Annotated in this window: 23 protein-coding genes; 11 read left to right on the top strand and 12 right to left on the bottom strand. The window is 60.9% G+C overall.

All coding sequences use genetic code 11. The features are described from left to right. Positions 1-54 precede the first annotated feature (54 nt). The gene (locus N8H71_RS01195; protein WP_262192401.1) at positions 55-2,445 is read left to right on the top strand and encodes a DUF3772 domain-containing protein; all 2,391 of its coding nucleotides are present in this window, start codon (positions 55-57) and stop codon (positions 2,443-2,445) included. Between the two features lie 27 nt (positions 2,446-2,472). Here N8H71_RS01195 and N8H71_RS01190 read toward each other — a convergent pair whose 3' ends face one another. The 5 genes from N8H71_RS01190 to N8H71_RS01170 all read right to left on the bottom strand — a co-directional run bounded on the left by N8H71_RS01190 (position 2,473) and on the right by N8H71_RS01170 (position 5,432). Next, positions 2,473-2,637 (bottom strand): DUF2986 domain-containing protein, encoded by a 165-nt coding sequence (locus tag N8H71_RS01190; RefSeq protein WP_262192400.1) that lies wholly within the window; start codon positions 2,635-2,637, stop codon positions 2,473-2,475. Positions 2,638-2,765: 128 nt separating this feature from the next. Further along, entirely contained in the window at positions 2,766-3,230 is a 465-nt protein-coding gene (locus N8H71_RS01185; RefSeq protein ID WP_262192939.1) for a nuclear transport factor 2 family protein, read from the bottom strand. Positions 3,231-3,297: 67 nt separating this feature from the next. Then, positions 3,298-4,275 (bottom strand): saccharopine dehydrogenase family protein, encoded by a 978-nt coding sequence (locus N8H71_RS01180; protein WP_262192399.1) that lies wholly within the window; start codon positions 4,273-4,275, stop codon positions 3,298-3,300. Further along, on the bottom strand, positions 4,272-4,673 hold the full coding sequence (locus N8H71_RS01175; protein WP_262192398.1) for a VOC family protein: 402 nt from the start codon (positions 4,671-4,673) through the stop codon (positions 4,272-4,274). The genes N8H71_RS01180 and N8H71_RS01175 overlap by 4 nt, the downstream gene beginning before the upstream one ends. A gap of 15 nt (positions 4,674-4,688) precedes the next feature. Continuing rightward, the gene (locus N8H71_RS01170) at positions 4,689-5,432 is read right to left on the bottom strand and encodes an SDR family NAD(P)-dependent oxidoreductase (RefSeq protein ID WP_262192397.1); all 744 of its coding nucleotides are present in this window, start codon (positions 5,430-5,432) and stop codon (positions 4,689-4,691) included. A 138-nt stretch (positions 5,433-5,570) separates the two neighbouring features. Between N8H71_RS01170 and N8H71_RS01165 the strand changes: the two genes are divergently transcribed. Further along, on the top strand, positions 5,571-6,467 hold the full coding sequence (locus N8H71_RS01165) for an AraC family transcriptional regulator (RefSeq protein WP_262192396.1): 897 nt from the start codon (positions 5,571-5,573) through the stop codon (positions 6,465-6,467). Positions 6,468-6,475: 8 nt separating this feature from the next. Here N8H71_RS01165 and N8H71_RS01160 read toward each other — a convergent pair whose 3' ends face one another. From N8H71_RS01160 to N8H71_RS01145, 4 genes are all read right to left on the bottom strand, one after another. Then, the gene (locus N8H71_RS01160; protein ID WP_262192395.1) at positions 6,476-7,171 is read right to left on the bottom strand and encodes a tRNA (adenine(22)-N(1))-methyltransferase; all 696 of its coding nucleotides are present in this window, start codon (positions 7,169-7,171) and stop codon (positions 6,476-6,478) included. Positions 7,172-7,287: 116 nt separating this feature from the next. After that, positions 7,288-7,995 carry a class I SAM-dependent methyltransferase gene (locus tag N8H71_RS01155; protein WP_262192394.1) on the bottom strand — a complete coding sequence of 236 codons (708 nt, stop codon included), beginning with the start codon at positions 7,993-7,995 and terminating at the stop codon, positions 7,288-7,290. Positions 7,996-8,103: 108 nt separating this feature from the next. Beyond that, positions 8,104-8,700 carry a LysE family translocator gene (locus N8H71_RS01150; protein WP_262192393.1) on the bottom strand — a complete coding sequence of 199 codons (597 nt, stop codon included), beginning with the start codon at positions 8,698-8,700 and terminating at the stop codon, positions 8,104-8,106. Positions 8,701-8,751: 51 nt separating this feature from the next. Continuing rightward, on the bottom strand, positions 8,752-9,588 hold the full coding sequence (locus N8H71_RS01145) for an AraC family transcriptional regulator (RefSeq protein WP_262192392.1): 837 nt from the start codon (positions 9,586-9,588) through the stop codon (positions 8,752-8,754). 168 nt (positions 9,589-9,756) lie between these two features. On the opposite strand from N8H71_RS01145, the gene N8H71_RS01140 reads away from it, so the two are divergent. Together N8H71_RS01140 and N8H71_RS01135 are read left to right on the top strand one after the other, a co-directional pair. Beyond that, positions 9,757-9,951 (top strand): PLDc N-terminal domain-containing protein, encoded by a 195-nt coding sequence (locus N8H71_RS01140; RefSeq protein ID WP_262192391.1) that lies wholly within the window; start codon positions 9,757-9,759, stop codon positions 9,949-9,951. Positions 9,952-10,163: 212 nt separating this feature from the next. After that, positions 10,164-11,258: an alpha/beta fold hydrolase gene (locus N8H71_RS01135; protein ID WP_262192390.1), complete on the top strand. Its 1,095-nt coding sequence runs from the start codon at positions 10,164-10,166 to the stop codon at positions 11,256-11,258. Here the strand turns inward: N8H71_RS01135 and N8H71_RS01130 are convergent. Together N8H71_RS01130 and N8H71_RS01125 are read right to left on the bottom strand one after the other, a co-directional pair. Beyond that, entirely contained in the window at positions 11,246-12,541 is a 1,296-nt protein-coding gene (locus N8H71_RS01130) for an OmpP1/FadL family transporter (RefSeq protein ID WP_262192389.1), read from the bottom strand. The two genes, N8H71_RS01135 and N8H71_RS01130, sit on opposite strands and share 13 nt — an antisense overlap. Before the next feature lie 110 nt (positions 12,542-12,651). Next, complete coding sequence (locus N8H71_RS01125; protein WP_262192388.1) at positions 12,652-13,725, bottom strand: amidohydrolase family protein; 1,074 nt, start codon at positions 13,723-13,725, stop codon at positions 12,652-12,654. 194 nt (positions 13,726-13,919) lie between these two features. Between N8H71_RS01125 and N8H71_RS01120 the strand changes: the two genes are divergently transcribed. From N8H71_RS01120 to dmpG, 7 genes are all read left to right on the top strand, one after another. After that, positions 13,920-14,525: a TetR/AcrR family transcriptional regulator gene (locus N8H71_RS01120; RefSeq protein ID WP_262192938.1), complete on the top strand. Its 606-nt coding sequence runs from the start codon at positions 13,920-13,922 to the stop codon at positions 14,523-14,525. A 169-nt stretch (positions 14,526-14,694) separates the two neighbouring features. Then, positions 14,695-15,564, top strand: a complete 870-nt coding sequence (locus N8H71_RS01115) for an alpha/beta fold hydrolase (protein WP_262192387.1) — start codon at positions 14,695-14,697, stop codon at positions 15,562-15,564. A gap of 9 nt (positions 15,565-15,573) precedes the next feature. Continuing rightward, on the top strand, positions 15,574-16,584 hold the full coding sequence (locus N8H71_RS01110) for a VOC family protein (protein WP_262192386.1): 1,011 nt from the start codon (positions 15,574-15,576) through the stop codon (positions 16,582-16,584). A 13-nt stretch (positions 16,585-16,597) separates the two neighbouring features. Beyond that, positions 16,598-18,349, top strand: coding sequence for a bifunctional 3-(3-hydroxy-phenyl)propionate/3-hydroxycinnamic acid hydroxylase (locus N8H71_RS01105; protein WP_262192385.1), 1,752 nt, complete (start codon positions 16,598-16,600; stop codon positions 18,347-18,349). Beyond that, positions 18,346-19,137: a 2-keto-4-pentenoate hydratase gene (locus N8H71_RS01100; protein ID WP_262192384.1), complete on the top strand. Its 792-nt coding sequence runs from the start codon at positions 18,346-18,348 to the stop codon at positions 19,135-19,137. The genes N8H71_RS01105 and N8H71_RS01100 overlap by 4 nt, the downstream gene beginning before the upstream one ends. Before the next feature lie 58 nt (positions 19,138-19,195). Next, positions 19,196-20,137, top strand: coding sequence for an acetaldehyde dehydrogenase (acetylating) (locus tag N8H71_RS01095; protein WP_262192383.1), 942 nt, complete (start codon positions 19,196-19,198; stop codon positions 20,135-20,137). 10 nt (positions 20,138-20,147) lie between these two features. After that, positions 20,148-21,167, top strand: a complete 1,020-nt coding sequence (gene dmpG, locus N8H71_RS01090) for a 4-hydroxy-2-oxovalerate aldolase (protein WP_262192382.1) — start codon at positions 20,148-20,150, stop codon at positions 21,165-21,167. A gap of 124 nt (positions 21,168-21,291) precedes the next feature. Here dmpG and N8H71_RS01085 read toward each other — a convergent pair whose 3' ends face one another. After that, the gene (locus tag N8H71_RS01085) at positions 21,292-22,317 is read right to left on the bottom strand and encodes a GlxA family transcriptional regulator (RefSeq protein WP_115077573.1); all 1,026 of its coding nucleotides are present in this window, start codon (positions 22,315-22,317) and stop codon (positions 21,292-21,294) included. Positions 22,318-22,338 lie beyond the last annotated feature (21 nt).

Raw genomic sequence — 22,338 nt, 5'->3', positions numbered from 1 at the left:
CGATCCGATCACCTAACCTCAATGTTTGTGTGATCAACCGGAATCCGTCCGTCCATGCACTGTGCATTGAAGTCTTTGATCTTCCTCGTCCTGACCCTGCTCGGTCCGGGCGTTGCAGTGGTATGGGCCGGCGACTTGCCGGGTACTGCCGAAATCAGCGCCGGCGCCCCGCTCCCCGGCGTGACTCAAAGCGACCTGCAAGCGCTGCAACTGCGTCTGGACGGCCTCAAGCAGCAGATTTCGTCCGCCAACAATTACAACCAGCTCGAAGGCCCGCAGGATCGGGTGCAGACGTTCATTCTGGACATCGATCGGCTGTCGGCCTCGCTGTTGCCGCAGCAGGCGCAACTGACCGTACAACTGGGTGTGCTCGGCGCCGCTCCGGCCGAAGCGGTCGCTGCCGAACAAGCCGATATTGCGGCGCAACGGGCGGCGTTGATCGAACAAAAAACCAAAGTCGATACCGCGTTGAAGAATCTGGCGACCCTCAAACAGAGCGCCACAGACCTGATCACGCAGATCGCCGGGATCCGTCGTACATTGCTGGAAAGCGAGCTCACACTGCGTACTCACAGCGTCTTGAACCCCGGTTTCTGGTCGCCACTGCTCGATCCAGCCCCTGAGGATCGACAGCGTTTGCGATTTTTCGTCGATCAGGTGAAGGAAACCGGCGCCGAAGCCTGGCAGCCGGGCCAACGGATCTACACCGGCGTGCTGGTGTTGCTGGCGTGGCTGGTCTGGACACTGGGCCGCCGCCTCGCTGATCGAGGTCTGGCCTGGGTGTGCATTCACCGCATGCCGGAAGGACGGCTGCGCCGCAGCTCGCTGGCGTTCGCATCGGCACTGGCCACACTCGGAACCACCGCCATTGCGCTGGAACTGTTGTATTACGCCTGCACCCGTCACGTGCCGCTGCCGCCCATGCTGGCGACATTTTCCGAAGAATTCGAAAAAGTGGTCTATGCCTGCGCGCTGATCACCGGGCTGAGCCGCGCACTGCTCTCCACCGAGCGTCCGACGTGGCGGCTGCCGGCGGTGGCCGATCCCGTAGCGCTCGCACTCAAACCCTATGCGCGAATTCTTGCGGCCACCCTGCTGGTGCTGGTGACACTGGTGCAAGTCAGCAACGCGTCGGGCATGAGCAGCCAGATCGTGATTACCGGCCGAGGCGTGATTGCATTGGTGGTGCTGGGCATCGTCACGACCTTGCTGACGCGTGTCGGCAGAGTGCGCAAAGTACTGGCCTCGGCCGGGGATACACAGGTGTCGGGGAATACCTTTGCCGGTGTGGTGTACACCATTGCGACCCTGGCGATGGTCATTTCGCTGGGTGCCCTGCTGACGGGATATGTGTCGCTGGCGCGGTTCGTCACCTATGAAGTGGTATGGGCCTTTATCGTTTTCACCGGGTTTTATCTGTTGATGCAGTTGCTCAAGGACAGCTGCGAATACTTTTTCTCGCCGCGTCATTCAAGCGGCAAGGCCCTCAAACAACTGCTCGGCGTCGGCGACCGGCGCCTCGAACAAGCCTCGACACTGCTGGCCGGATTCGGGCGGGCGGCACTGTTGTTACTGGCCGTCATCACCTTGTTCGTCGGCGGCATCGGCACCACTCTCGGGCAACTGGCTGCCAACATCGGCACGATCCTCGGTGGCGCCGGCCTGCGCAAACTCAACATCGTTCCCGGTCACCTGCTCAACGCCATGCTGGCGCTGATGATCGGCATCTACCTGATCCGGGCCCTGCGACGATGGCTCGACAACGAGTTCCTGCCAAAAACCGACATGGACCCCGGCATGTGTGCCTCGCTAAGTACGCTGTTTTCCAACATCGGTTATGCGGCGGTGATTCTGCTCACCCTGTCATCGCTGGGCGTGAAGTGGACCAATCTGGCGTGGATCGTCAGCGCCCTGTCGGTGGGGATCGGTTTCGGCTTACAGGAGATCGTGAAGAACTTCGTCTCAGGTTTGATTCTGCTCACCGAGCGCCCGGTCAAGGTCGGCGACCTGATCAGCATCAGCGGCGTCGAGGGAGACATCCGCCGAATCAACGTACGTGCCACCGAAATTCAGCTCAGCGACCGCTCGATCGTAATCGTGCCCAACTCGCAGCTGATCTCACAGAACCTGCGCAACGTCACACTGGGTGGCAGCGCTCAGGGCGTGGCGACGCTGGAGCTGATGTTTCCGCTGGACATCGACCCCGAACAGGTCAAGAGCCTGCTGCTGGACACCTACACCGAACACGAAACCATCCTCGAAAAACCGGCACCGTTCGTGCGTTTCAGCAAGCTCTCGCCCGATGGCATCACGTTGACCGTGACCGGTTACGTCGACAGTCCGAGGATTGTCGGCAAGACCAAGAGTGATTTGTTGTTCGAGATTCTCAAGCGGCTGGGGGCGGCGGGGATTGAGTTGGCCAAACCTGCACAGCCGGCTGGCTGAGGGGAGCACTGCGCTGTGACTGCCTGATCAGGACTCAGGTGTGTCGACTGCCTCGGGAGTGTCCTCGACCGCCATTTTCAACCGATCAGCCTTGCTGATGTACTTCGGTTTGTTGCTCTTGGGCGCCAGTTTGGCGTTGGCCTTTCTGGATTTTTCCTTGAAGAGCTGCTGCAGTTTTTTCTGGCGGTTCATGGTCATCTACCCGGCTGTAAAGGCTTGAATGATAACAGCTGAATCAGCCGGCGCAGAGGCTGGCGAGGCCTTCACGCTCAATCAAGCCCACCAGGCAGAGACCCATTAACCGGCTCGCCAACTTCTGCTTAAACGCCGGAGAGCACTCCGGGGTCGCCCGTGCGCCAGACGTTGTCGACCGTGACACGTTGAATCAGCCAGACGTCGCCCGCCCGCACCAGTCTTACGTCGTAACGGTTTTTCATGAGGTAGTGCCGTGAGTGATCACTTTGCGGCACGTGCTGGGCTTCCACGAGTGCATCAACCTGCGCCCGATCGCCAACGACGCTGACTCGCGGATTGCTGACAGAGTGCGTTGTATCGATACCGGCAAGTGAACCTGAAAGCGCCGCTACGATGGTCTGACGCCCCTCCAGAACAGGGTATTCGAACCCGGCCTTTGCAGCGGCAGGCCGGAAGTCGGAAATCGCATCCTCAGTAAACGCCGACGCCAGTAATGCTTCGTCGCGCAGATCGATACCAGCTGCAAACCGGTACAGCGTTTCAACCACCGCAAGTTTGTCTACGGTGTCCTGCAACTGTGTGGATGACATATTTGAGGCCTTAGGTGAAGTGAGCTTGAGGATTTCGCCAGGCGCGAGGCCGAAGCGGACTCGCGTTTCAGAAATCAGTAACGGTTGTGCCTGCAATGCTTTCAGCAAACCCGATGCCGAACACCCGGGCCGGCGTTTCAAATCCCGGCCGGCGCTCACCGTTCAACACTCGGCGCGCGGCTTCGACAGCTGCGAGCGGCGTGTAGGTGTAGCCGTTGACGGTCTCGATCACCGAGCGGGCGACGCTGCCGTTGGCGCCGCTGACTTCAGCCACCGCTCGGGCGCGATGTGCCTCGCGCTGTTCGACGCTCGGGCCGTCGGGCAGTTGCGACAGATCGCCTTCCGGGAACGCATCACCGCTGATATGCACGAACATGGCGATATCGGGAATGCCGGTGGAGTGCCAGCCGGTCACCAGATCACCGAATGACAGCGGCGCACAGAGCACCGGCCCGTCACCAAAATCGAAGTGACGGGGCTGCGCATCGGGCGTTGCGACCAGTTGTCCATCGACCCGCGCCAGCAGGCCTGCACCGATGATTTCACTAACACTCAGGGCCGATCCGCGCGACATCGAGCCGGCGACCTGCAAGGCGATTTTCAATGAACGCGGCGCCTGTACTCGCCGAGCGACATGCATCGCCAGACAATCGGTCGGCACCACATCCCAGCCGACGCCGGGCAGCAACATCACGTTCGCGCTGGCGGCTTGAGCACCCAACTGCTCGGCGCGCCGGTAGACATTGATCTCCGCCGTGATGTCCAGATAGTCGACCCCAGCCTCAATGCACGCCTGCATCAAGGCGTCTGCCGTCTGGACGAACGGCCCCGCGAAATTCAGTAATACCGCGATGCCCTCCAGAGAATGCGCTGCCAGTTCATCGGGCTTGAACACCCGAAAAGGCACATCCAGTTGCGCGGCGAGCGACTGCAGTTTTTCGGCCGTGCGACCGGCGATGACCAGGTCCAGGCCCAGTGCCTTGGCATGTTCGACCGCCATGCGTCCGGTGTACCCGGTCGCGCCATAAATCATGAGTGTGCTCATTGGCCGTGCTGCCATTTTTTGAAGACGAATTCGAGGCTGTAACCGTCCGGATCGAGGACGTTAGCGGCGTAGTAATCAGGGTCGTAATGCAGACGTGCGCCTGGAGCGCCGTTATCGACAGCACCAGCGTTGATTGCCGCTGCGTAAGCTGCATCAACCTCGGCCTCGCTGTTGGCGACAAACCCGACATGCACCGCCCCTCCCTCCACTACGCCTGCGCGCAACCAGAAAAACATCCGGCCATGGGCACCGAAACCCTTCAGATCCGGATGCCCGGGCGGGCCGTCCTTGCCGTCGTAATCAAGCCTTGCGGTAATGCCCAGCGGGGTCAGTGCTGCGGTGTAGAAATCAATGGAGCGTTCGATGTCGCTGACTGACAAAAAGATGTGATCAAGCATGGAGCCACCTCGCATTCAAATGAAATAGCCGCCCGCGACTTCGATGGATTGGGCGTTGATCCAGCTGCCCTCTTCGGACAGCAACATGGCGATGACGCGCGCGACATCCTGCGGTTCGCCAACCCGGCCCAGAGCCGTTTGCGAGGCGAGCAATGCCTCGAACTCGTCATTCAAACCGCCGCCCAGCTCGGTACGGATCGCTCCCGGCGAAACAGCATTGGCCCGTATCCGCCGATCCGCAAATTCCTTGGCCATGTAACGGGTCAGCACCTCGAGCCCGCCCTTGAACGCGGCATACGGCGCAACTCCAGCGGTAGCCACTCGGGTGGTAGCGCTGGTCAGGTTGACGATGCTGGCGCCCTCGCCCATCAGCGGCAACAAGGTTTGCGTCAGGAAAAACGGGCCTTTGAGATGGACGTTCAACAAGCCGTCGAACTGCGCCTCGGTGACCGCTTCCAGCGGATTGAACAAGCCGTGGCCCGCGTTGTTGACCAGTCCCGCCAGCGTAGCCACGCCCCAAAGGCTGTCGAGGTTATGTCGGACAGCATCACGAAAACGGTCGAATTGACTGATATCCGCAACGTCCAGTTCAAGCGCCACGGCTTTGCCGCCCGACGACTGAATCCGCTGCACGACAGCGGCGGCCGCATCGGCATTGCTTTTGTAGGTCAGGATGACGCCCATCCCGAGACGGGCACAATGTTCGGCGGTACTGGCGCCGATGCCACGGCTGCCACCGGTAATCACGATAACGCTCATGCGTTGCTCCAATGTCTCTGTGGTGAGTGACCACAGTAGCCATTGGCTTCGAGGCGGGCGCAGCCGTTCCTCTTCGAAACCTGCCTGTTTCTGCTTTTTGCTTGCGCGGGAGTGATCGCGTGGGTTCAGATGCCCGGTATGAATAATCAACTGACAGAACTTCGCGCCTTGGCGCAACACGCCGAAAACCGCCGCACGGAGACGGGTATCCCGCGCGTTGCCATGGTTCAGGGTGAAATCCCCGAGCACATGCTGGCCGCCGTTTACGAACCGATGATCAACCTGATTCTGCAGGGCAGCAAATCCATGACCGTCGCCGATCGCACGCTTCATTACGACCCGGCGACCTACTTCGTCATGTCCATCGATCTGCCGGCGGTGGGACAGGTTCACCCCTCTGCGAGCGGCGAGCCTTACCTGGCGGTCAGTCTGACGCTGGATCCGGTGGTGCTGACGACCCTGCTGGCCGACCTGCCCAAACCGCTCGGTCAGCATGAACAGGACAACGGTTTTTCGGTGGCCGCTGTCACGCCTGAGTTGATGGATGCCTGGGTGCGCATACTGCGTCTGATGGGTCGGCCGGAGGAGATCGCAGCCCTCGCGCCGGTCTACGAACGGGAAATTCTGTATCGCGTCCTGCAAGGTCCCCACGGCTGGATGCTGCGCGACATCGCGGCGCCCGACAGCGCCATGGCCCGCGTCAACCTGGCCATTCAGCACATTCGCCAGGACTTTGCCGAACCGATTCGCGTGGACGCATTGGCGCACCTCGCGTCGATGAGCGTGTCAGCCTTCCATCGGCACTTCAAAGCCGTCACGGCGCTGAGCCCGTTGCAGTATCAGAAGCGCGTTCGCCTGCTCCAGGCCCGAACGCTGATGGTGGCCAATGCCAGCAGCGTCACCCGCGCAGCGTTCGAAGTCGGTTATGAAAGCGCTACGCAATTCAGCCGCGACTACGCACGGGTGTTCGGCTTGCCGCCCTCGCGGGATGCGACGCGGATTCTCGCAGAGACCCGAAGCAGCGCGCAGCACTGATCAGCCCTTCACGCCAACACGTCAGTAATCCACCGCACTTGCTGCGCCAGATCCTGCACTTTTTCCTCGGATACCGCATGCCGCGCCCGACCGAAGTGAGCCAGGGTCTGCTGCTTGTGGCGCAGCCTGTGCTGCCATTTGCTGACGAACGCCGGACTGCGCGCCTGCAATTGCAAGGGACCGAAGAACAGTTCCTCGGCGGTGTAGCTCACCGGCCCGTCGCGCTCGGCCACGATGATTTCGTAGTCGAAGCGGTTCTCCCGCAGGACTTCCTCAACGAGGATGCGGTAGTCGTTGTCCATCAGCCATTGGCGCAGGGGTTGTTCGCCACCGTTGGGTTGCAGGATCAGTCGCTCCCGGCCGCTGAGGCGCATCTTGCCGGCTTCGAGGATGTCACGAATGGTCTCGCCGCCCATACCGCATACGGTAATTGCGGTGATCCCGTCGGCCGGTTCGACGGCCATCAAGCCATTTGCCAGGCGCACGGAGATCTGATGCTCAAGATCGTTCTCGCGCACGGTACGTTGCGCCGAGCGAAACGGCGTCTCGGCCATCTCGCCCGCCACCGCCGCCGCGATCGCGCCACGGCGCATCAGGGCCACCGGCAAGTAACCGTGATCCGAGCCGATATCGGCCAGCCGCGCACCGGCAGGCACGTGCGCCGCCACCCGCTCCAGGCGCATGGACAATGTCTGTTCGTTCAACCGCAACCCCTTTCACTTTGAACATCCGGCGCTGGTGGCCGGATCGGGGCGCGATTCTGGGGGGCAACGGCAGGGATTTCAAATGCGTGTGGTCGGATTCGTCACTCAGCCCCAAATCAACCCGCTCTACGCGTCAACCACGCGCCCCAGAACAGGCTGCTGAAACATCGGGTGGCCTCACCGAATCCGGCCTCATTCAAGAGCTTTTGAACCGCCGCCTCGGAATGGGGAGGATCGGCGCCCTGAAGGATTTTCCCCAGTTTGGCCTTTACCTCATCGGCGCTCGCACCGTTCTGGCGCCAGCGTTGTCCCCACGCTTCCAGTAGCAACGGCTGGCTGACATACGCGTAGTGATTGCCGGCCACGATCAGCGGAGCACCCGGCTTCAAACGCGCCCGAATGGATTGCAGAAGCGCTCGTTTGGCCTCATCGCCCTCCAGATGATGCAGAACGCCAATCACCGTGGCGGCGTCGTATGACTCATCGGCAGGCAAATCGTCGACCGGCCCGAGATGCAGATCCGTGCGCGCCAGCAAGTCATGCGACCGCAACTGCTCGGTCGCCGCCGCCAGCATCGGCTCGGAAGGATCCACCGCCATGAAACGCCAGCCAGGCTCCAGACTTCCCATCGCGATGATTTCCTGGGCTGTCCCGCCTGCGCCAACCGCCAGAATCCGCGCCGAACCGGCGTTACCGAGGCTGGCCGCCAACATGCACGCGGCAAGGTCATGGCAAGCGTCATAGCCCGCCAGGGCAATTCGGCTTTGTCTGCCATATTCATTGGCGCGGGAGGTATCGAATTTTTCAGTAGAGGAAGCGTTCAAGGGCGTTTCTCCATGTCCTTGAATCACCCTACGTCACTAGGATCGATAATAGAAATTCATTGATTTTATGCGGTGCATTCCTGTCAGGAATGCGGAAGGTGCCGATGCCTAGACCAACACCGCCAACCAAGCCGACAGCAACAACAAAGACGCCAGCCCGGCATTCATTCGCCTGAATGCCCGTGGCGATCCGAAGAACCGCGCGCTGCCCACCCCCAGCAGCCCCCATGCCGTCATGCACGGCAGACTGACCAGCAGAAATGCCAGCGACAACATCACCATCCGTGCGGTGTTCTCGCCGCCACCGGCAAAGACGCTCACCACCGCCACGGCCATCATCCAGACTTTGGGATTGATCAATTGCAGGCCGGCAGCGCCGTAAACGTTGAAGTCGTCATTGCGTGCCGCCGCGGCATCGAGCGACGGCGGTGTGCTGCGAAAGATCTGCCACGCCAGCCAGCTCAACCACAACACCCCGGCCCAGGCCATTGCCTGTTGCACACGGGGATAACGCAACAGTGTCTCACCCACCCCGAGCCCGACGACCAGCACCACGAGGGCGGCCGACAGACAGGCGCCGAGAATGATTGGCAGCGTGGCCGTCAGCCCGCGCCGCGAACTGTGACTCATCACCAGAATATTGGTCGGCCCCGGGGTGATCGAGGCGACGAAAGCGAACAACAGAAAAGGCAACAGCGATTCCATGATTTGGACTCCAGAGTGAAACAGGAGGCCATGGTCGCGGTTGCGCGGGGTTCAGTCTGGAAGGTTTGAGCAGCGCTTGCGGTAGTCCGCCGGCGTAAGGTGATAGGCGCGACGGAACCAGCGGCCGAGATGGCTTTGATCGGCGAAACCGAGGGCGCTGGCAACGTCCGCGGGTGCCACGCCCCGCGCCAGCATCTGCCGGGCACGGGCCAGGCGCAGCTGGATCAGATAAGCGTGCGGCGCAAGGCCGAAGGCAGCCTTGAATGCACGGGTCAACCGGAAGCGGTCCACCCCGCAGACTCGCGCCAGATCATCCAGCCCGATGTCCTCGAAGGCATGCGCGTGCAGGTAATCGCGGGCAACCTGCGCCACCCGAGGCAGACGCGGATCGAACGTCTCGCGTTTGCGCCAGTCGAGGTGCGACGTCAACGATCCCAACAAGCCGTCGATGGCGCTCTGGCGCACGATGCGCAAGTCACCTTGATGCAGGGCCTGGAACGCATGACTGATGGAGGTGGCGAGACGCGGATCGTGGCTCAGGGTGTCGGCAAAACCCGGTTGACGGTTGTCCGGAACGTGTTCGAACAGCGCGCGCAATTCGCGCTCCAGCCAGTGCGGATCAAGGTAGAGCATCGAATAGGTAAAGCCCTCCTCGGTCGGTGCGTGTCCGTCGTGGATCTCGCCCGGTTCGACCATGAACACCTTGCCCGGCGTACTGAAATGCCGAACCCGCCGGCAGTCGAACTGTTGCACGCCCTGCTCCGTGAAACCCACCAGAAAACTGTCGTGCCAGTGAGGGTCATAGGCATGCCCCTGGAAATGGGCACGCAACGACTCGATCCCGGTCTCGGCATCCTGGGACAGGTCGATCCAGTTGCGTTTGTCCACGCAAGGCTCCACAAACGGTTCAAAAGAGGTACGGACGCCTACGTTACCGCGCTTTGCCGGACCGCGTTTAGAAGATTTGTGCAGGCCCGCGACTGACCATTTCGCACATTTTTTATGAACCCTGCCGACGTCAGCCCGCCTAACGCACAGACCATCAGGAGAGAGCTCATGCAAATCGAAACCCTCTGGATCGTGCTGGCCGTCGTTCTTCTGCTCATTGAATTGTGGGCGATCAACCGGGTACGCAAAAGCGAAGGCAAATCGAGCAACAAAGGCGTATGGATCGTCCTGATCGTGTTTGTGCCGCTGTTCGGACTGATTGCCTGGGCGCTGGCCGGGCCCAAGCACGTCACTCAGGCATAACCCCTGCGACATACACCGTAGCCCCGATCAGTCGGGGCTTTTTTCTGCTCGCAGGTTTGTATCGCAGTGTGTACGAACGCTTCCCGGATACATGCTTTGGCATCTCACACCGCTTGCGGAAACAGCACAGATACTTGGCCAGTCTTTAATGGACTCCAGATTCGAAGGGTTCAGCCAGAACCCGGCCCTCGCCGATCATAAGGAGACTTGCCATGAAGCACGCACCACACGCCACCGTCACTACCGGGAAAAACCGTCGCCGCCTGCTGGGCCTGTCGCTGCTCGCCACCGCGCTGTTGCAGTTCGGCGCGCTCGCCCAGGCACAAACCGCAGCACCCGAGCCGGTCAAGACCGAAGCTGCCAGCGTCAAAGCCGACCTGCCCTTCGGCCCGCTCAAGCATGTGAAGGCCGGCCTGCTGGACGTGGCCTACGCCGAAACCGGCCCGGCCAATGGCCCGGTGGTGATTCTCCTGCACGGCTGGCCGTATGACATTCACAGCTATGACGACGTCGCGCCGCTGCTGGCGGCCAAGGGTTATCGGGTGTTGATGCCGTATGCGCGGGGTTATGGCGACACACATTTCCTGTCCGACAAGACCGTGCGTAACGGTCAGCCGGCGGCGCTGGCCAGTGACGTGATCGATTTCATGGACGCCCTGAAGATCAAGCAAGCCGTGCTCGGCGGCTACGACTGGGGCGCGCGTTCGGCGGACATCGTTTCGGCGCTGTGGCCGGAGCGGGTCAAGGCGCTGGTATCGGTCAGCGGCTATCTGATCGGCAATCAGGTCGCCGGCAAGAATCCGCTGCCGCCCAAGGCCGAACTGCAATGGTGGTATCAGTTCTACTTCGCCACCGACCGTGGTGAGGCCGGTTACTCCAAGAACACCCATGATTTCGCCAAGCTGATCTGGCAACTGGCGTCACCGAAATGGGCTTTCGACGACGCCACCTTCGACCGCAGCGCCAAGGCCTTGCAGAACCCGGATCACGTCGCGATCACCGTGTTCAACTACCGCTGGCGTCTGGGTCTGGTGCAGGGTGAAAGCCAGTACGAAGCGCTGGAGCAGAAACTCGCCACCGCGCCGTCGATCAGCGTGCCGACCATCACCCTGGAAGGCGATGCCAACGGTGCGCCGCACCCGGCGCCCGAGGACTACGCCAAACGCTTCACCGGCAAATACCAGTTCCGCCTGATCAACGGCGGCATCGGTCACAACCTGCCGCAGGAAGACCCGAAAGCCTTCGCTCAGGCGATCATCGACGCCGATCACCTCTTGTCGTCGAGCAAGACTGATCAGAAGCTGTGATTCAACTGCAGCCCAACGCCATTGACCGTGTTCTGGTAGGTGGCGCTATAACCCGGGCGCAGGCCACCCTGCGTCGTGTCCTGTGAAACCTTCACCGGGTCTTCGTGGATGTAGCCGTAACCCAGATCCAGAGAGGTCTGATCGGTCATCTGCCAGTTCAGGCCCACCGTGAAAATCTTCCGGTCTCCCGTTGGCGCACGGGTGGATGTGTACTGATTGGGCATCGGCGTCGGCTCATAGGCGATCCCGCCACGAACCTTCCATTGCTTGTTCAGACGATAGGACATGCCTGTGGAAAACGACCAAGTGTCACGCCACTTCAGGGTTTCGAGGATCGTATCGAAGGGGCCATAGGCCTGTGGCACACCGGAGTTCAGCACCCTCAATTCCTGCACGCGGCTCCAGCGACTCCACAGCGCGCCGGCGGAGATATCCAGTCGGTCGTTGATGCGCCAGGTCGCCGACGCATCGACCGTTTCCGGTGAGGTGAAATCCAGGCTCGCATCATATTTGCCGTTGAGCCCCGGCAGCCCCAGCACCGGGATCGGTGCCAGCAATCCATTGGCACCGGAGACCTTGGTGTTTCCGCTCAGTTTGTAGTCGACTCTGGAGTGATAGGTGAGCCCGAGAGTCAGGTCGCCCAAGGGGTCGAACAGGATGCCCAGACTGAAGCCCATGGCCGTGTCGTCGCCGGTGACTTTGACAGTCCCGTCGCCCTGCCCGCCCACCGCACTGTTGGCGATCTTGCTTTCGAGCAGCCCGTCGATGCGGTTGATCGTCGGCCCAAAACCCACGGACAGTCGATCATTGATCCGGTAACTGACCGTCGGCTGCAAGGTGACTACCTTCACCTGAGTCTGCGAGCTGCGGTAGCGTCCCTGGAAGTTGCTTTCGTAGTCCGTGCTCCCGCCAAAAGGGGCGTAAACCCCGAACCCGACGTGCCAGTCCTCGTTGAGTTGCAGCGTGTAGAAACCCGATGGCACGACGATCGGATCAGGCACCATATCGCCGTGCGAAGTGCCCGACACCGTGGTATTGACCTTGCTGATGCGCGAACTGGCATCAATGAAACTGAGACCGCCACTGACGTGTTCACCCGCCAGGCGGGACATGCCGGCGGGGTTGCCGTAAACGATGGAGGCGTCCTGAACATCAGAAGCCCGACCGGAATAAGCCTTGCCAGCCGAGCTGATGCTCTGTTCGTTGATTTGCAGGCCGTTGGCCAGGAGTTGAGTGGAGGTGAGGCAAAGCCCCAGCACGCAAAGCTGATTTCTTATTGTCATGATTTGGCTCTTGTTATTTTTTTGGCGGGCGCGAACACCCGAGGCACGCGGGTGGATCTCTGGATTCAATGATGTGAAACGTCGCCGCCCATCCTTGGCGACGGATTGATTCAGCGTTTGCGCATCCGCTCGGCCAGCGCACCGATCGGTCGGGTCATGCTGCGTCGCAAGCGTTGAGAGAAGGATTCGCCCTCATAGATCGGCGCCGGAGTGACCACTTCATTCGGCTGGCGGTACTGAGGAAAAAGACTGAGTGCATGGGCCCGGTTGATGCCGTGCATGATCGCCGGCGACCACATCTCCAGGCTTTCCAGCGTCCGGCACTGCAGCGCCGTGGCGGGAGCCGGGGCGAAGGGATAGTCACTGCCGAAAAGAATGTGTGACGGTTCCACCAGTTCCTTGAGCGCCGCCATGGAATAAGGTGATGGTGACAACGCCGTGTCGAAGTAAAAGCGACGGATGTAGGTCATGACGCCTTGCGGCGCGTGCTGCTGAAATTCCGGCAACATGTTGGCCAGCGAGACACGCCAGGCCACAAACGGCAGGAAGCCGCCGGAGTGGGACAGAATCCAGCGAATGCCGGGATAGCGCTCCATGGTCCCGCCAAGGATCAGATTGACCGCCGCGCGCGTGGTATCGCAGAGAAACTCGATGAGAAATCCCGGGGTCTGCAGACCGATGCTTTCGCTGGTCTGGTGCATGTTGGGATGGATGAATACCACGGCTTTTCGGCGGTCGAGTTCGGCCATCAGTTCGTCGAAGCGCGGATCACCCAGAAACACCCCGTCGGTGCTGCCCAGCAAAACAATGCCCTCGGCCTTGAGCACGTCCAGCGCATGAACGGCTTCACGGCAGGCGGCCTCGGTGAACGGCATCGGCAGCACCGCGAAGTTGCCGAAGCGGCTCGGATAGCGTGTACGCATCTGCGCGGCGAACTCGTTGCAGCGTCGCGCCAGCTCGCTGGCTTGTTGGACCCCGTCACCGAAGTGGACGCCGGGCGCAGACAGCGAGGTGATCGCCCGTTCGATGCCGTTCGCATCCATCACCTCAATGGATTTTTCCGGGGTCCAGGCTGGCAGCGGCGCTCCCGCAACGGAGTGAAGCCCTCTGGCATTCATCGCATCGACGAATGCAGGTGGAATGATGTGATGGTGGACATCGATACGGCCTTGCTTGATTGACATGCTGACTCTCTTGTTTGGGCTTCGACCGAGCGCCTGCGGCCACTGGGTAAAGAACTGCGCTCAATGGCGTACAACTTTCGAGATCAATATTGAACATTTGTGTTCAATTATGTCAATGATCGACAAACGCTGATTTGCTTTATTTTGAACGCGCTTGTTCAATGTCTGGAATCTCTCCGTTGGAGCTCATTGCTTTGAAACTCAGTCCCGTGCAGAAGCGCATCCATGAGGCTGCGATCCGGCTGTTTGTCGAAAAACGTGTCGAAGAGGTCAATGTCAGCGAACTGGCACAGATCGCCGGGGTAGCGCGCGGCACGATCTATAACAACCTCAACTCGGTGGAGACGCTGTTCGAAGATGTCGCCAGCCAGCTCAGTGCCGAAATGAACGACAGGGCCGCGCGCAGTACAGATCCCCATGCGTCCCCCGCCGTTCGCCTGGCCACCGGTATCCGCCTGTATATCCGCCGCGCCCATGAAGAGCCGCACTGGGGGGCGTTTATCGTGCGCTACGGGGCCAGCAATGAGACGCTGCAACAGATGTGGAGCGGTCCGCCCATGCACGATGTGCTCAGCGGCCTGACCAGTGAGCAATACAGCTTTCGACAGGAGCAACTTCCTTCGGTGATGGCGATGATCGGAGGCGGCGTACTGGGGGCCACGATGCTGGTACTTCAGGGTCACAAGACCTGGCGCGACGCGGGTTCCGATATGGCCGAATTCGTTCTCAGGGCGATCGGCGTGCCAGCCGATGACGCGCGCAGCATCGCTACACAGGATCTGCCCCTTCTCGCAGCCTGAAGTCCTACGCTGATTTTTCTTGAGCCAGACCCCTTGGGAGTCTGGCTTTTTTATTGTCCACAAAAAAGACAATTGAACACTGTTGTTCAATTCTAATCTTGAGTGTTAGAGTCTGCCGAAAGCACGTACCCACCGCCTGGGTCGAAGTGCCTTACGCCAGGAACTGACAATGAACAATAAAGAACCTCTTCCTGCCCTGACCTCACGAACGGTGCAAGTGGGTCGTCGGCAGATTTTCATCAGCGAAACGGGCGTCGGCCATCCCCTGCTGATGCTTCACGGTGGCGGAGCGGGAGCCTCGGGGCTTTCCAACTACTCGCGCAATATCGAATCGCTTGCCCGGCAGTTCCGGGTCATTGTGGTCGACATGCCCGGTTACGGCCGATCCACCAAAGGTGTGGATCGCAAGGACCCCTTCGGCGATCTCGCGGGGGCGATGCTCGGCCTGCTCGACACCCTGAACATCAGCAGCGCGCACGTGGTGGGCAATTCTTTGGGGGGTGCCTGTGCCTTGCGCATGGCGCTGGACGCACCTGGCCGGGTGTCGGCTCTGGTGCTGATGGGCCCCGGTGGCGTCAATACCACTCGCAGCCTGCCGACACCCGGTCTCAAGCTGTTGCTCGACTACTACAACGGTGAAGGCCCGACGCTGGCCAAGATCACGCGTTTTATCCGCGACTACCTGGTGTATGACGGCAGCCAGGTCAGTGACGAGATGATCCGCGAACGTTTCGAGGCGAGTATCGACCCGCAGGTCATTGCGGCCCCTCCCCTGCGCCGGCCAACCGGTATTCCCCGCTTCTCGCGCTGGGATTTCACCCGCGATTCGCGCCTCAAGCATTGCCAGGTTCCGACCCTGGTGCTCTGGGGCGCGGACGACAAGGTCAATCGTCCCAGCGGCGGCGAGGCGCTGCGCAGTCGCATGCCGGATTGCAACCTCTACCTGTTCAGCCGGACCGGTCATTGGGTGCAGTGGGAACGCGCGGACGAGTTCAATTCCGTGACCCTGGCGTTCCTCGCCAGTCGCACAGCGCGCTGAGTTGTCGCCATGAACAATCAAGCAATGATCAGTCGAACAACGCCGGACATCTTCGGCGCCAGCAGCATGGGCTATGCGTTGATCGAGTCCCGTCACCTGGCGCGTTGGCGTGAGCTGCTCCAGCACGGCATCGGTCTGCACCTGGCCAGCTCGGACGAACAAACCCTGGCTTTCCGTATGGATCAGCACCAGCGGCGGATCATTATCCAGCGCGGTCCGCAGGAAGATTTTCTTGCCGTCGGCTGGCAGTTACGCGACCAGACCACCCTCGATGAAGTGCTCAAGCGCCTGCAACGCCTCGGTATCCAAGCGCAGCCCAGCCAACCGGAGGAAGCCGAAAAACGCGGCGTGAAAAGGTTCTGGCGAGTGCTCGGCCCCAAACGCATGGCCGTCGAGCTGTTCTGGGAGCCGCTGCTGACCGACAAACCACTGAACATGCTCAGTGCAGGTTTCATCACCGGTTCCGCCGGGATGGGCCACTTGGCGATCACCTCGCGCAAACCACAGCAGATGCAACGTTTCTGGCAGGAAATATTTGATGCAAGAGCCAGCGACCACATCGTCGAGCGGATTGCCGGAGTGACCCTGGACATTGATTTCTTCCGGGTCAACGAACGTCACCACTCGATTGCCATCGCCCGTTTGCGTGGCCTGCCGATGGATCCGATTCGTACCCGTGTGCAACACATGAACATGCTGACCACCTCGGTCAGCGAACTGACCAACGCCTATTTGCGCTGCCGCACGCTCGGTTTCGAAATGGCCCACGAAATCGGTGAGCACCCCAACGACCGTGAGCAATCGTTCTACGTGATGAGCCCCAGCGGTTTCGAGCTGGAACTGGGTTGCAATGCCAGGGTGGTCGATGAGGCGCATTGGCGCACAACCTCCTATCAAGGCATCAGTCTGTGGGGGCATCGCCCGCAGAAAAGCGGTGCCTGGCACACGCTGACCACCAACCTGGCCAACTTCGCCCGCGGCACGCGCTCGTTGCTCAAGCCCGAATATTCACCGCTGTAAGAGAGATATCGTCATGAATAACAAAAACGAGTCGGTAACGAGCGTCGATGTGATTATTTCCGGGCTTGGTCCGACGGGCGCCACGCTCGCGCATCTGCTCGGCAAGCGTGGTCTGTCGGTGCTTGTGCTGGAACGCGAGCCACTGTTTTATGGCAACGCGCGGGCGGTCTATACGGACGACGAATGCATGCGCGTCATGCAGGCTGCCGGCGTTGCCGCCGAGCTTTCAGCCAACATGCAAGTCGATACACCTGCTCAGTGGGTGCTGGCCAATGGCAAGATCCTGGGCCAGTACTGGCGCCTCGATCGCCCCTATGGCTGGCCGATCATCAACTTCCTTTACCAGCCCTGGCTGGAAACCACACTGAGCGATCTGCTCGAGCGTTACCCCAATGTGCGGGTTGCCCGTGGCCGCGAGCTCACGCAGTTCACACAGGATGAACATGGGGTGACCGTGACCCATCAGGCCACCAGCACCTTCCGCTTCAGTGATGCGACGGATGCGCGTCAGGCCTGCGAAGTCGATCCCGACCCGCAAACCATTCGCGGGCGCTATCTGGTGGGGGCTGACGGAGGCCGCAGTACGGTCCGTGAGGCCTTGGGCATCGGCATGAGTGGCAAGAACTTTCCCGAACCCTGGCTGGTGGTCGACCTGGAGATGAAGGAAGGCGAGGATGCCTTGCGTCATCTGCCCTATTTCAGTTTCATCTGCGACCCTGATTGCCCGACAGTCTGCTGTCCTCAGCCCGGTCGTTTCCATCGCTTCGAATTCATGCTGATGCCCGGCCAGACTCGCGAACAGATGGAAGACCCGACCGTGGTGCGCAGCCTGATCAGCCGTTACGTCGATCCGGACAAGTTCGAGGTCAAACGCAAGCTGGTCTACACCTTCAACGCCCTGGTGGCGAAAGATTGGCGCAAGGGTCGGGTAATAATTGCCGGCGATGCTGCCCACATGACGCCGCAGTTCATGGGCCAGGGCATGAGTTCCGGCGTGCGTGACGCCTACAACCTGGCCTGGAAAATCGACGCCGTGATCAAGGGGCAAGCCGGTGAACGGCTGCTCGACACCTATGGCAGCGAACGCTTCCACCATGCCAAGGCGATGATTGATATTTCGGTGCAGATGAAAGACTTCGTCTCGATGTCCAATCCGGTTTCCAGCCTGATGCGCAACCTGCTGGTCAAGACCGTCCTGGCGACACCATTTCTCGGCCGCTATGTTCGCGAAGGCCGTTTCAAACCGGCCCCCACCTATGCCCCTGACAGCTATCTGGGCATGCCACGCCGCCACCGGCGCTCGCCTGAAGGGCGGATGATTCCGCAACCCGAAGTCCGCACCTTCAAGGGCCAGCGTGTATTGCTCGATGATCTGCTGGGCGACGGTTTTGCCTTGATAGGACTTGAGGTCGATCCACGCGCCCACCTGAGTCAGGCCTCCCGGAAACTGCTGGATATCCAGAACACGCGTTTCGCCACCCTCTTCCCGTTCGGCACCCGTCCACAGGGCGCCAATACCGATCGTTCCAATACCCAAGAGTTGGTCGAACTGGAAGATGTGCAGGGTGAGATGGTCGCCTGGTTCAAGCGCTCGGGGTTCTCCAGTGGAGCCGTCGCCGTGGTGCGCCCGGACAAATTCACCTTCGCCATGGTCGAGGCTTCTGATCTGGATCGGGCGATCAACGAACTCAAGTTCCAGCTGCAATGGAGCCCCGGTGCTGAAGTCGTCGCAGACGAGCCTCGACTGCTGAGGAAAATCGCATGAGCCAGTTCCCTTTGAAACCTCTGCAAGACGCCGCCGCAGCTTTGGCCAGAGCACGGGAGCAACGCGAACCCTGTGCGCGGATCTCGTCCACTTTCGGTATCGATTCGTTGACCGGCGCCTATGCCGTACAGGAGATCAACACTCAACTGGCCCTGGCCCAGGGGCGGCGTCTGGTCGGCCGTAAAATCGGACTGACTTCGGCTGCCGTGCAACAGCAACTGGGCGTCGATCAACCGGATTTCGGCATGCTGTTCGCGGATATGGAAATCGCCGATGGCGGTGAAATCCAGGTCAGTCAGTTGATCCAGCCCAAGGCCGAAGGCGAGATTGCGTTCGTTCTGGGCCGCGATCTTCCATATGAAGATACGACCCTCGCGGAACTGCTGCGGGCGGTGGAGTACGTGGTGCCTGCGCTGGAAATCGTCGATTCGGCCATCGAGAACTGGAACATATCGCTGGTGGACACGGTGGCGGACAACGCTTCATCAGGGCTGTATGTGCTGGGTAAACAGCCGACTCCACTCGCCTCGCTGGACCTTCGGCTGGAAGGCATGCTGCTGGAAAAGAATGCCGCCACGGCCTCGATCGGTGTCGGTGCCGCGTGCCTCGGCAATCCGGTGGACGCCTGCCTGTGGCTGGCTCGCACCATGGCCCGGATGGGCCGTCCCTTGCAGGCCGGCGACGTGCTGCTTTCTGGCGCCCTGGGGCCGATGACGCCGGTCGTGGCCGGAGACAGCCTGCACTTGCATCTGACCCGACTTGGCCAGCTCCGTTGCCGCTTCATCTGACCTGCCCGTCCTTCTGCGCCAGGCTGTCGTGGCTTGGCCAATTTGAGAGATTGCTCCCATGAGTCAAACCAAACTCAAGGTCGCCATCATCGGCTCCGGCAACATCGGCACCGACCTGATGATCAAGATTCTGCGCAACGCCAGACACCTGGAAATGGCGATGATGGTCGGGATCGACCCTGCATCCGACGGTCTCGCCCGTGCCGAACGCATGGGCGTCGCAACCACCCACGAGGGCGTTGAAGGCCTGACCCGCCTGAACGCGTTCAAGGACATCGACTTCGTCTTCGATGCCACCTCGGCGAGCGCCCATCTGGAGAACGAAAAGCTCCTGCGCTCGATCAAGCCCGGTATCCGCCTGATCGACCTCACTCCGGCGGCTATCGGCCCTTACTGCATTCCAGTGGTCAACCTGGAGCAAAATCTGGATCGACTCAACGTCAACATGGTCACCTGTGGTGGTCAGGCGACCATTCCAGTGGTCGCCGCCGTATCGCGTGTTGCCCGGGTTCACTACGCCGAAATCGTCGCTTCGATCGCCAGCAAATCCGCCGGCCCCGGCACCCGCGCCAACATCGACGAGTTCACGGAAACCACCTCCAGGGCTATCGAAATGGTGGGTGGGGCTTCCAGAGGCAAGGCGATCATCATCATGAACCCCGCCGAACCACCACTGATGATGCGTGACACGGTATTTGTCTTGTCCGAAGCCGCCGATCAGGCGCAGATAGAGGCTTCCGTCGAGGAGATGGTGACGGCAGTCCAGGCCTATGTGCCGGGCTATCGTCTGAAACAGAAGGTTCAGTTTGACATCATTGCCGAATCGGCACCCTTGAACATTCCGGGGCTGGGACGCTTCAGTGGCCTCAAAACCTCGGTATTCCTCGAAGTCGAAGGCGCCGCCCATTACCTGCCGGCCTACGCCGGCAATCTCGATATCATGACCTCCGCTGCCTTGGCCACCGCCGAGCGTATGGCGCAGTCGATGCTCAACGCCTGAGGGGCCCGACATGACATTCACTCCCGGCAAGAAAATCTACATCTCCGACGTGACCCTGCGCGACGGCAGCCATGCCATCCGGCATCAGTACTCACTGCAGAATGTGCAAGACATTGCGCGCGCACTGGACAAGGCCAGAGTCGATTCGATCGAAATCGCTCACGGCGACGGCCTGCAGGGTTCGAGCTTCAACTATGGCTTTGCCGCCCATACCGATCTGGAATGGATCGAAGCGGCGGCCGATGTACTCGAGCACGCCAAAATCACCACCTTGCTGCTGCCGGGTATCGGCACGGTGCACGACCTCAAGGCCGCCTATGACGCCGGCGCACGGGTGGTGCGCATCGCCACGCACTGTACCGAGGCCGACGTTTCGAAACAGCACATCGAATACGCTCGCGAACTGGGCATGGACACCGTCGGTTTCCTGATGATGAGCCACATGATCGCCCCTGAGCATCTGGCGGCTCAGGCCCGGCTGATGGAAAGCTATGGCGCGACCTGCGTGTACATGGCCGACTCCGGTGGCGCGATGAACATGCAGGACGTTCGCGATCGCTTCCGGGCTTTCAAAGCCGTTCTGAAACCGGAAACCGAAACCGGCATGCACGCCCACCACAACCTGTCGCTGGGCGTCGCCAACTCGATCACCGCCGTCGAGGAAGGCTGCGACCGGATCGATGCAAGTCTGGCCGGAATGGGGGCTGGTGCCGGCAACGCGCCGCTGGAGGTTTTTATTGCCGCCGCCGAACGTCTCGGCTGGAACCACGGCACCGACCTCTACACACTGCTCGACGCCGCCGATGACATCGTTCGCCCGTTGCAGGATCGGCCGGTGCGGGTGGACCGTGAAACCCTGGCACTGGGTTACGCGGGCGTCTACTCAAGCTTCTTGCGGCATGCCGAAATTGCCGCCGCCAAGTACGGTCTCAAGACACTGGACATACTGGTCGAACTGGGCAGGCGTCGCATGGTCGGTGGCCAGGAAGACATGATCGTCGACGTCGCGCTGGATCTGCTCAAGCGTTGAACCGGGCAACATGGCCGGCTTACCGCCCACGCAGCGGTGAGCCGGTCTCTGAGCTGTATCGGTTGGAGCTCCGGCAGCGTGTGCGCTGCGACTTCGGGCGCCCACGACAGGCGCCTTGTTCTTATCATTTGACGAGCCGTTTTTCCTTGGACGGGCGATAACCGAAGTAAGCGCTGTAGCACTTGCTGAAATGACTCGGCGACACGAATCCGCAGGCCACCAGCACGTCCACCTGGGACAGCTCGGTGTGTTGCAACAGGCGCCGGGCTTCGGTGATGCGCAGCTCCATGTAATAACGCTGCGGCGTGGTGCCCAGTTGTTCCTTGAACAACCGCTCCAACTGACGCCGGGAGCGCCCGGCATACACCGCCAGTTGCTCCAGTTCCAGCGGTTCCTCCAGATTGGCGTCCATCAGCTTCACCACTTCACGCAACGGCGCACTGACGCAGATGTTCTCGGTCGGTTTGATCCGCCGGTAACGCGATTCCTCGAACGCCAGAATGTCTTCGATGCCTTCGACCAGCGCCTTGTCGTGCAGGCCCTTGATCCAGTCCAGCGCCATGTGGAACGCGCCTGACGGACTGGACGCGGTCAACCGGTCGCGGTCGATTACGTAAGGTTCGCTGCTGACCTGGGTCGCCTTGGAAATCTCCGCCAGCGCCGGTCGATGCTCCGGGTGAATCGCACAGCGGTAGCCTTCCAGCACCCCTGCCCGGCCCAGGAACCATGCGCCATTCCATAACCCGGCCAGTATTACGCCGGCCTCGGCGGCCATTTTTAGCAGGTTGATGAACTCGTCGCTCGCTTTCAATTCCGTGCGGTAACCGCCGCAGATCACCAGCAGATCCAGTTCCTGCAACACGCTGGTTTCCAGACGCGAGTCCGGGCGGATCACCAGCCCCAGATCGCTGATCACTTCGCCGTCGCTCAGCCCGAAAGTGCGCGTGGAAAACAGACCGGGGCGCAGCAGATTGGCGGTGACAAGGGTGTCCAGCGCCTGGGTGAAGGCCGGCAGGGAAAAATGCTCCAGCAACACGAACCCGGTGCGGGTCATGCGTCCCGGCCCGCTGGCGGGCTCGTTCAGGTAGCGAAGGTTCTTGCCCTTCATGCCACCGCTGAATTGGCGTCGTTCGATCAAGGTGTGGTCCATCGGTTTCATTGTTGTAGCGCC

Origin of the sequence: Pseudomonas koreensis (genome assembly GCF_025447595.1) — a bacterium.
GTDB classification, from domain to species: domain Bacteria; phylum Pseudomonadota; class Gammaproteobacteria; order Pseudomonadales; family Pseudomonadaceae; genus Aquipseudomonas; species Aquipseudomonas koreensis_H.
Note: the sequence above shows the minus strand (reverse complement) of the source record. Positions and strands in the feature narration are given on the sequence as shown.

Bases quoted from the DNA above. Each gene is read 5' to 3' on its own strand.
- N8H71_RS01195 (WP_262192401.1), top strand. From the start codon at position 55: ATGCACTGTGCATTGAAGTCTTTGATCTTCCTCGTCCTGACCCTGCTC.
- N8H71_RS01190 (WP_262192400.1), bottom strand. From the start codon at position 2,637: ATGAACCGCCAGAAAAAACTGCAGCAGCTCTTCAAGGAAAAATCCAGA.
- N8H71_RS01185 (WP_262192939.1), bottom strand. From the start codon at position 3,230: ATGTCATCCACACAGTTGCAGGACACCGTAGACAAACTTGCGGTGGTT.
- N8H71_RS01180 (WP_262192399.1), bottom strand. From the start codon at position 4,275: ATGAGCACACTCATGATTTATGGCGCGACCGGGTACACCGGACGCATG.
- N8H71_RS01175 (WP_262192398.1), bottom strand. From the start codon at position 4,673: ATGCTTGATCACATCTTTTTGTCAGTCAGCGACATCGAACGCTCCATT.
- N8H71_RS01170 (WP_262192397.1), bottom strand. From the start codon at position 5,432: ATGAGCGTTATCGTGATTACCGGTGGCAGCCGTGGCATCGGCGCCAGT.
- N8H71_RS01165 (WP_262192396.1), top strand. From the start codon at position 5,571: ATGAATAATCAACTGACAGAACTTCGCGCCTTGGCGCAACACGCCGAA.
- N8H71_RS01150 (WP_262192393.1), bottom strand. From the start codon at position 8,700: ATGGAATCGCTGTTGCCTTTTCTGTTGTTCGCTTTCGTCGCCTCGATC.
- N8H71_RS01140 (WP_262192391.1), top strand. From the start codon at position 9,757: ATGCAAATCGAAACCCTCTGGATCGTGCTGGCCGTCGTTCTTCTGCTC.
- N8H71_RS01135 (WP_262192390.1), top strand. From the start codon at position 10,164: ATGAAGCACGCACCACACGCCACCGTCACTACCGGGAAAAACCGTCGC.
- N8H71_RS01130 (WP_262192389.1), bottom strand. From the start codon at position 12,541: ATGACAATAAGAAATCAGCTTTGCGTGCTGGGGCTTTGCCTCACCTCC.
- N8H71_RS01125 (WP_262192388.1), bottom strand. From the start codon at position 13,725: ATGTCAATCAAGCAAGGCCGTATCGATGTCCACCATCACATCATTCCA.
- N8H71_RS01115 (WP_262192387.1), top strand. From the start codon at position 14,695: ATGAACAATAAAGAACCTCTTCCTGCCCTGACCTCACGAACGGTGCAA.
- N8H71_RS01110 (WP_262192386.1), top strand. From the start codon at position 15,574: ATGAACAATCAAGCAATGATCAGTCGAACAACGCCGGACATCTTCGGC.
- N8H71_RS01105 (WP_262192385.1), top strand. From the start codon at position 16,598: ATGAATAACAAAAACGAGTCGGTAACGAGCGTCGATGTGATTATTTCC.
- N8H71_RS01100 (WP_262192384.1), top strand. From the start codon at position 18,346: ATGAGCCAGTTCCCTTTGAAACCTCTGCAAGACGCCGCCGCAGCTTTG.
- N8H71_RS01095 (WP_262192383.1), top strand. From the start codon at position 19,196: ATGAGTCAAACCAAACTCAAGGTCGCCATCATCGGCTCCGGCAACATC.
- dmpG (WP_262192382.1), top strand. From the start codon at position 20,148: ATGACATTCACTCCCGGCAAGAAAATCTACATCTCCGACGTGACCCTG.
- N8H71_RS01085 (WP_115077573.1), bottom strand. From the start codon at position 22,317: ATGGACCACACCTTGATCGAACGACGCCAATTCAGCGGTGGCATGAAG.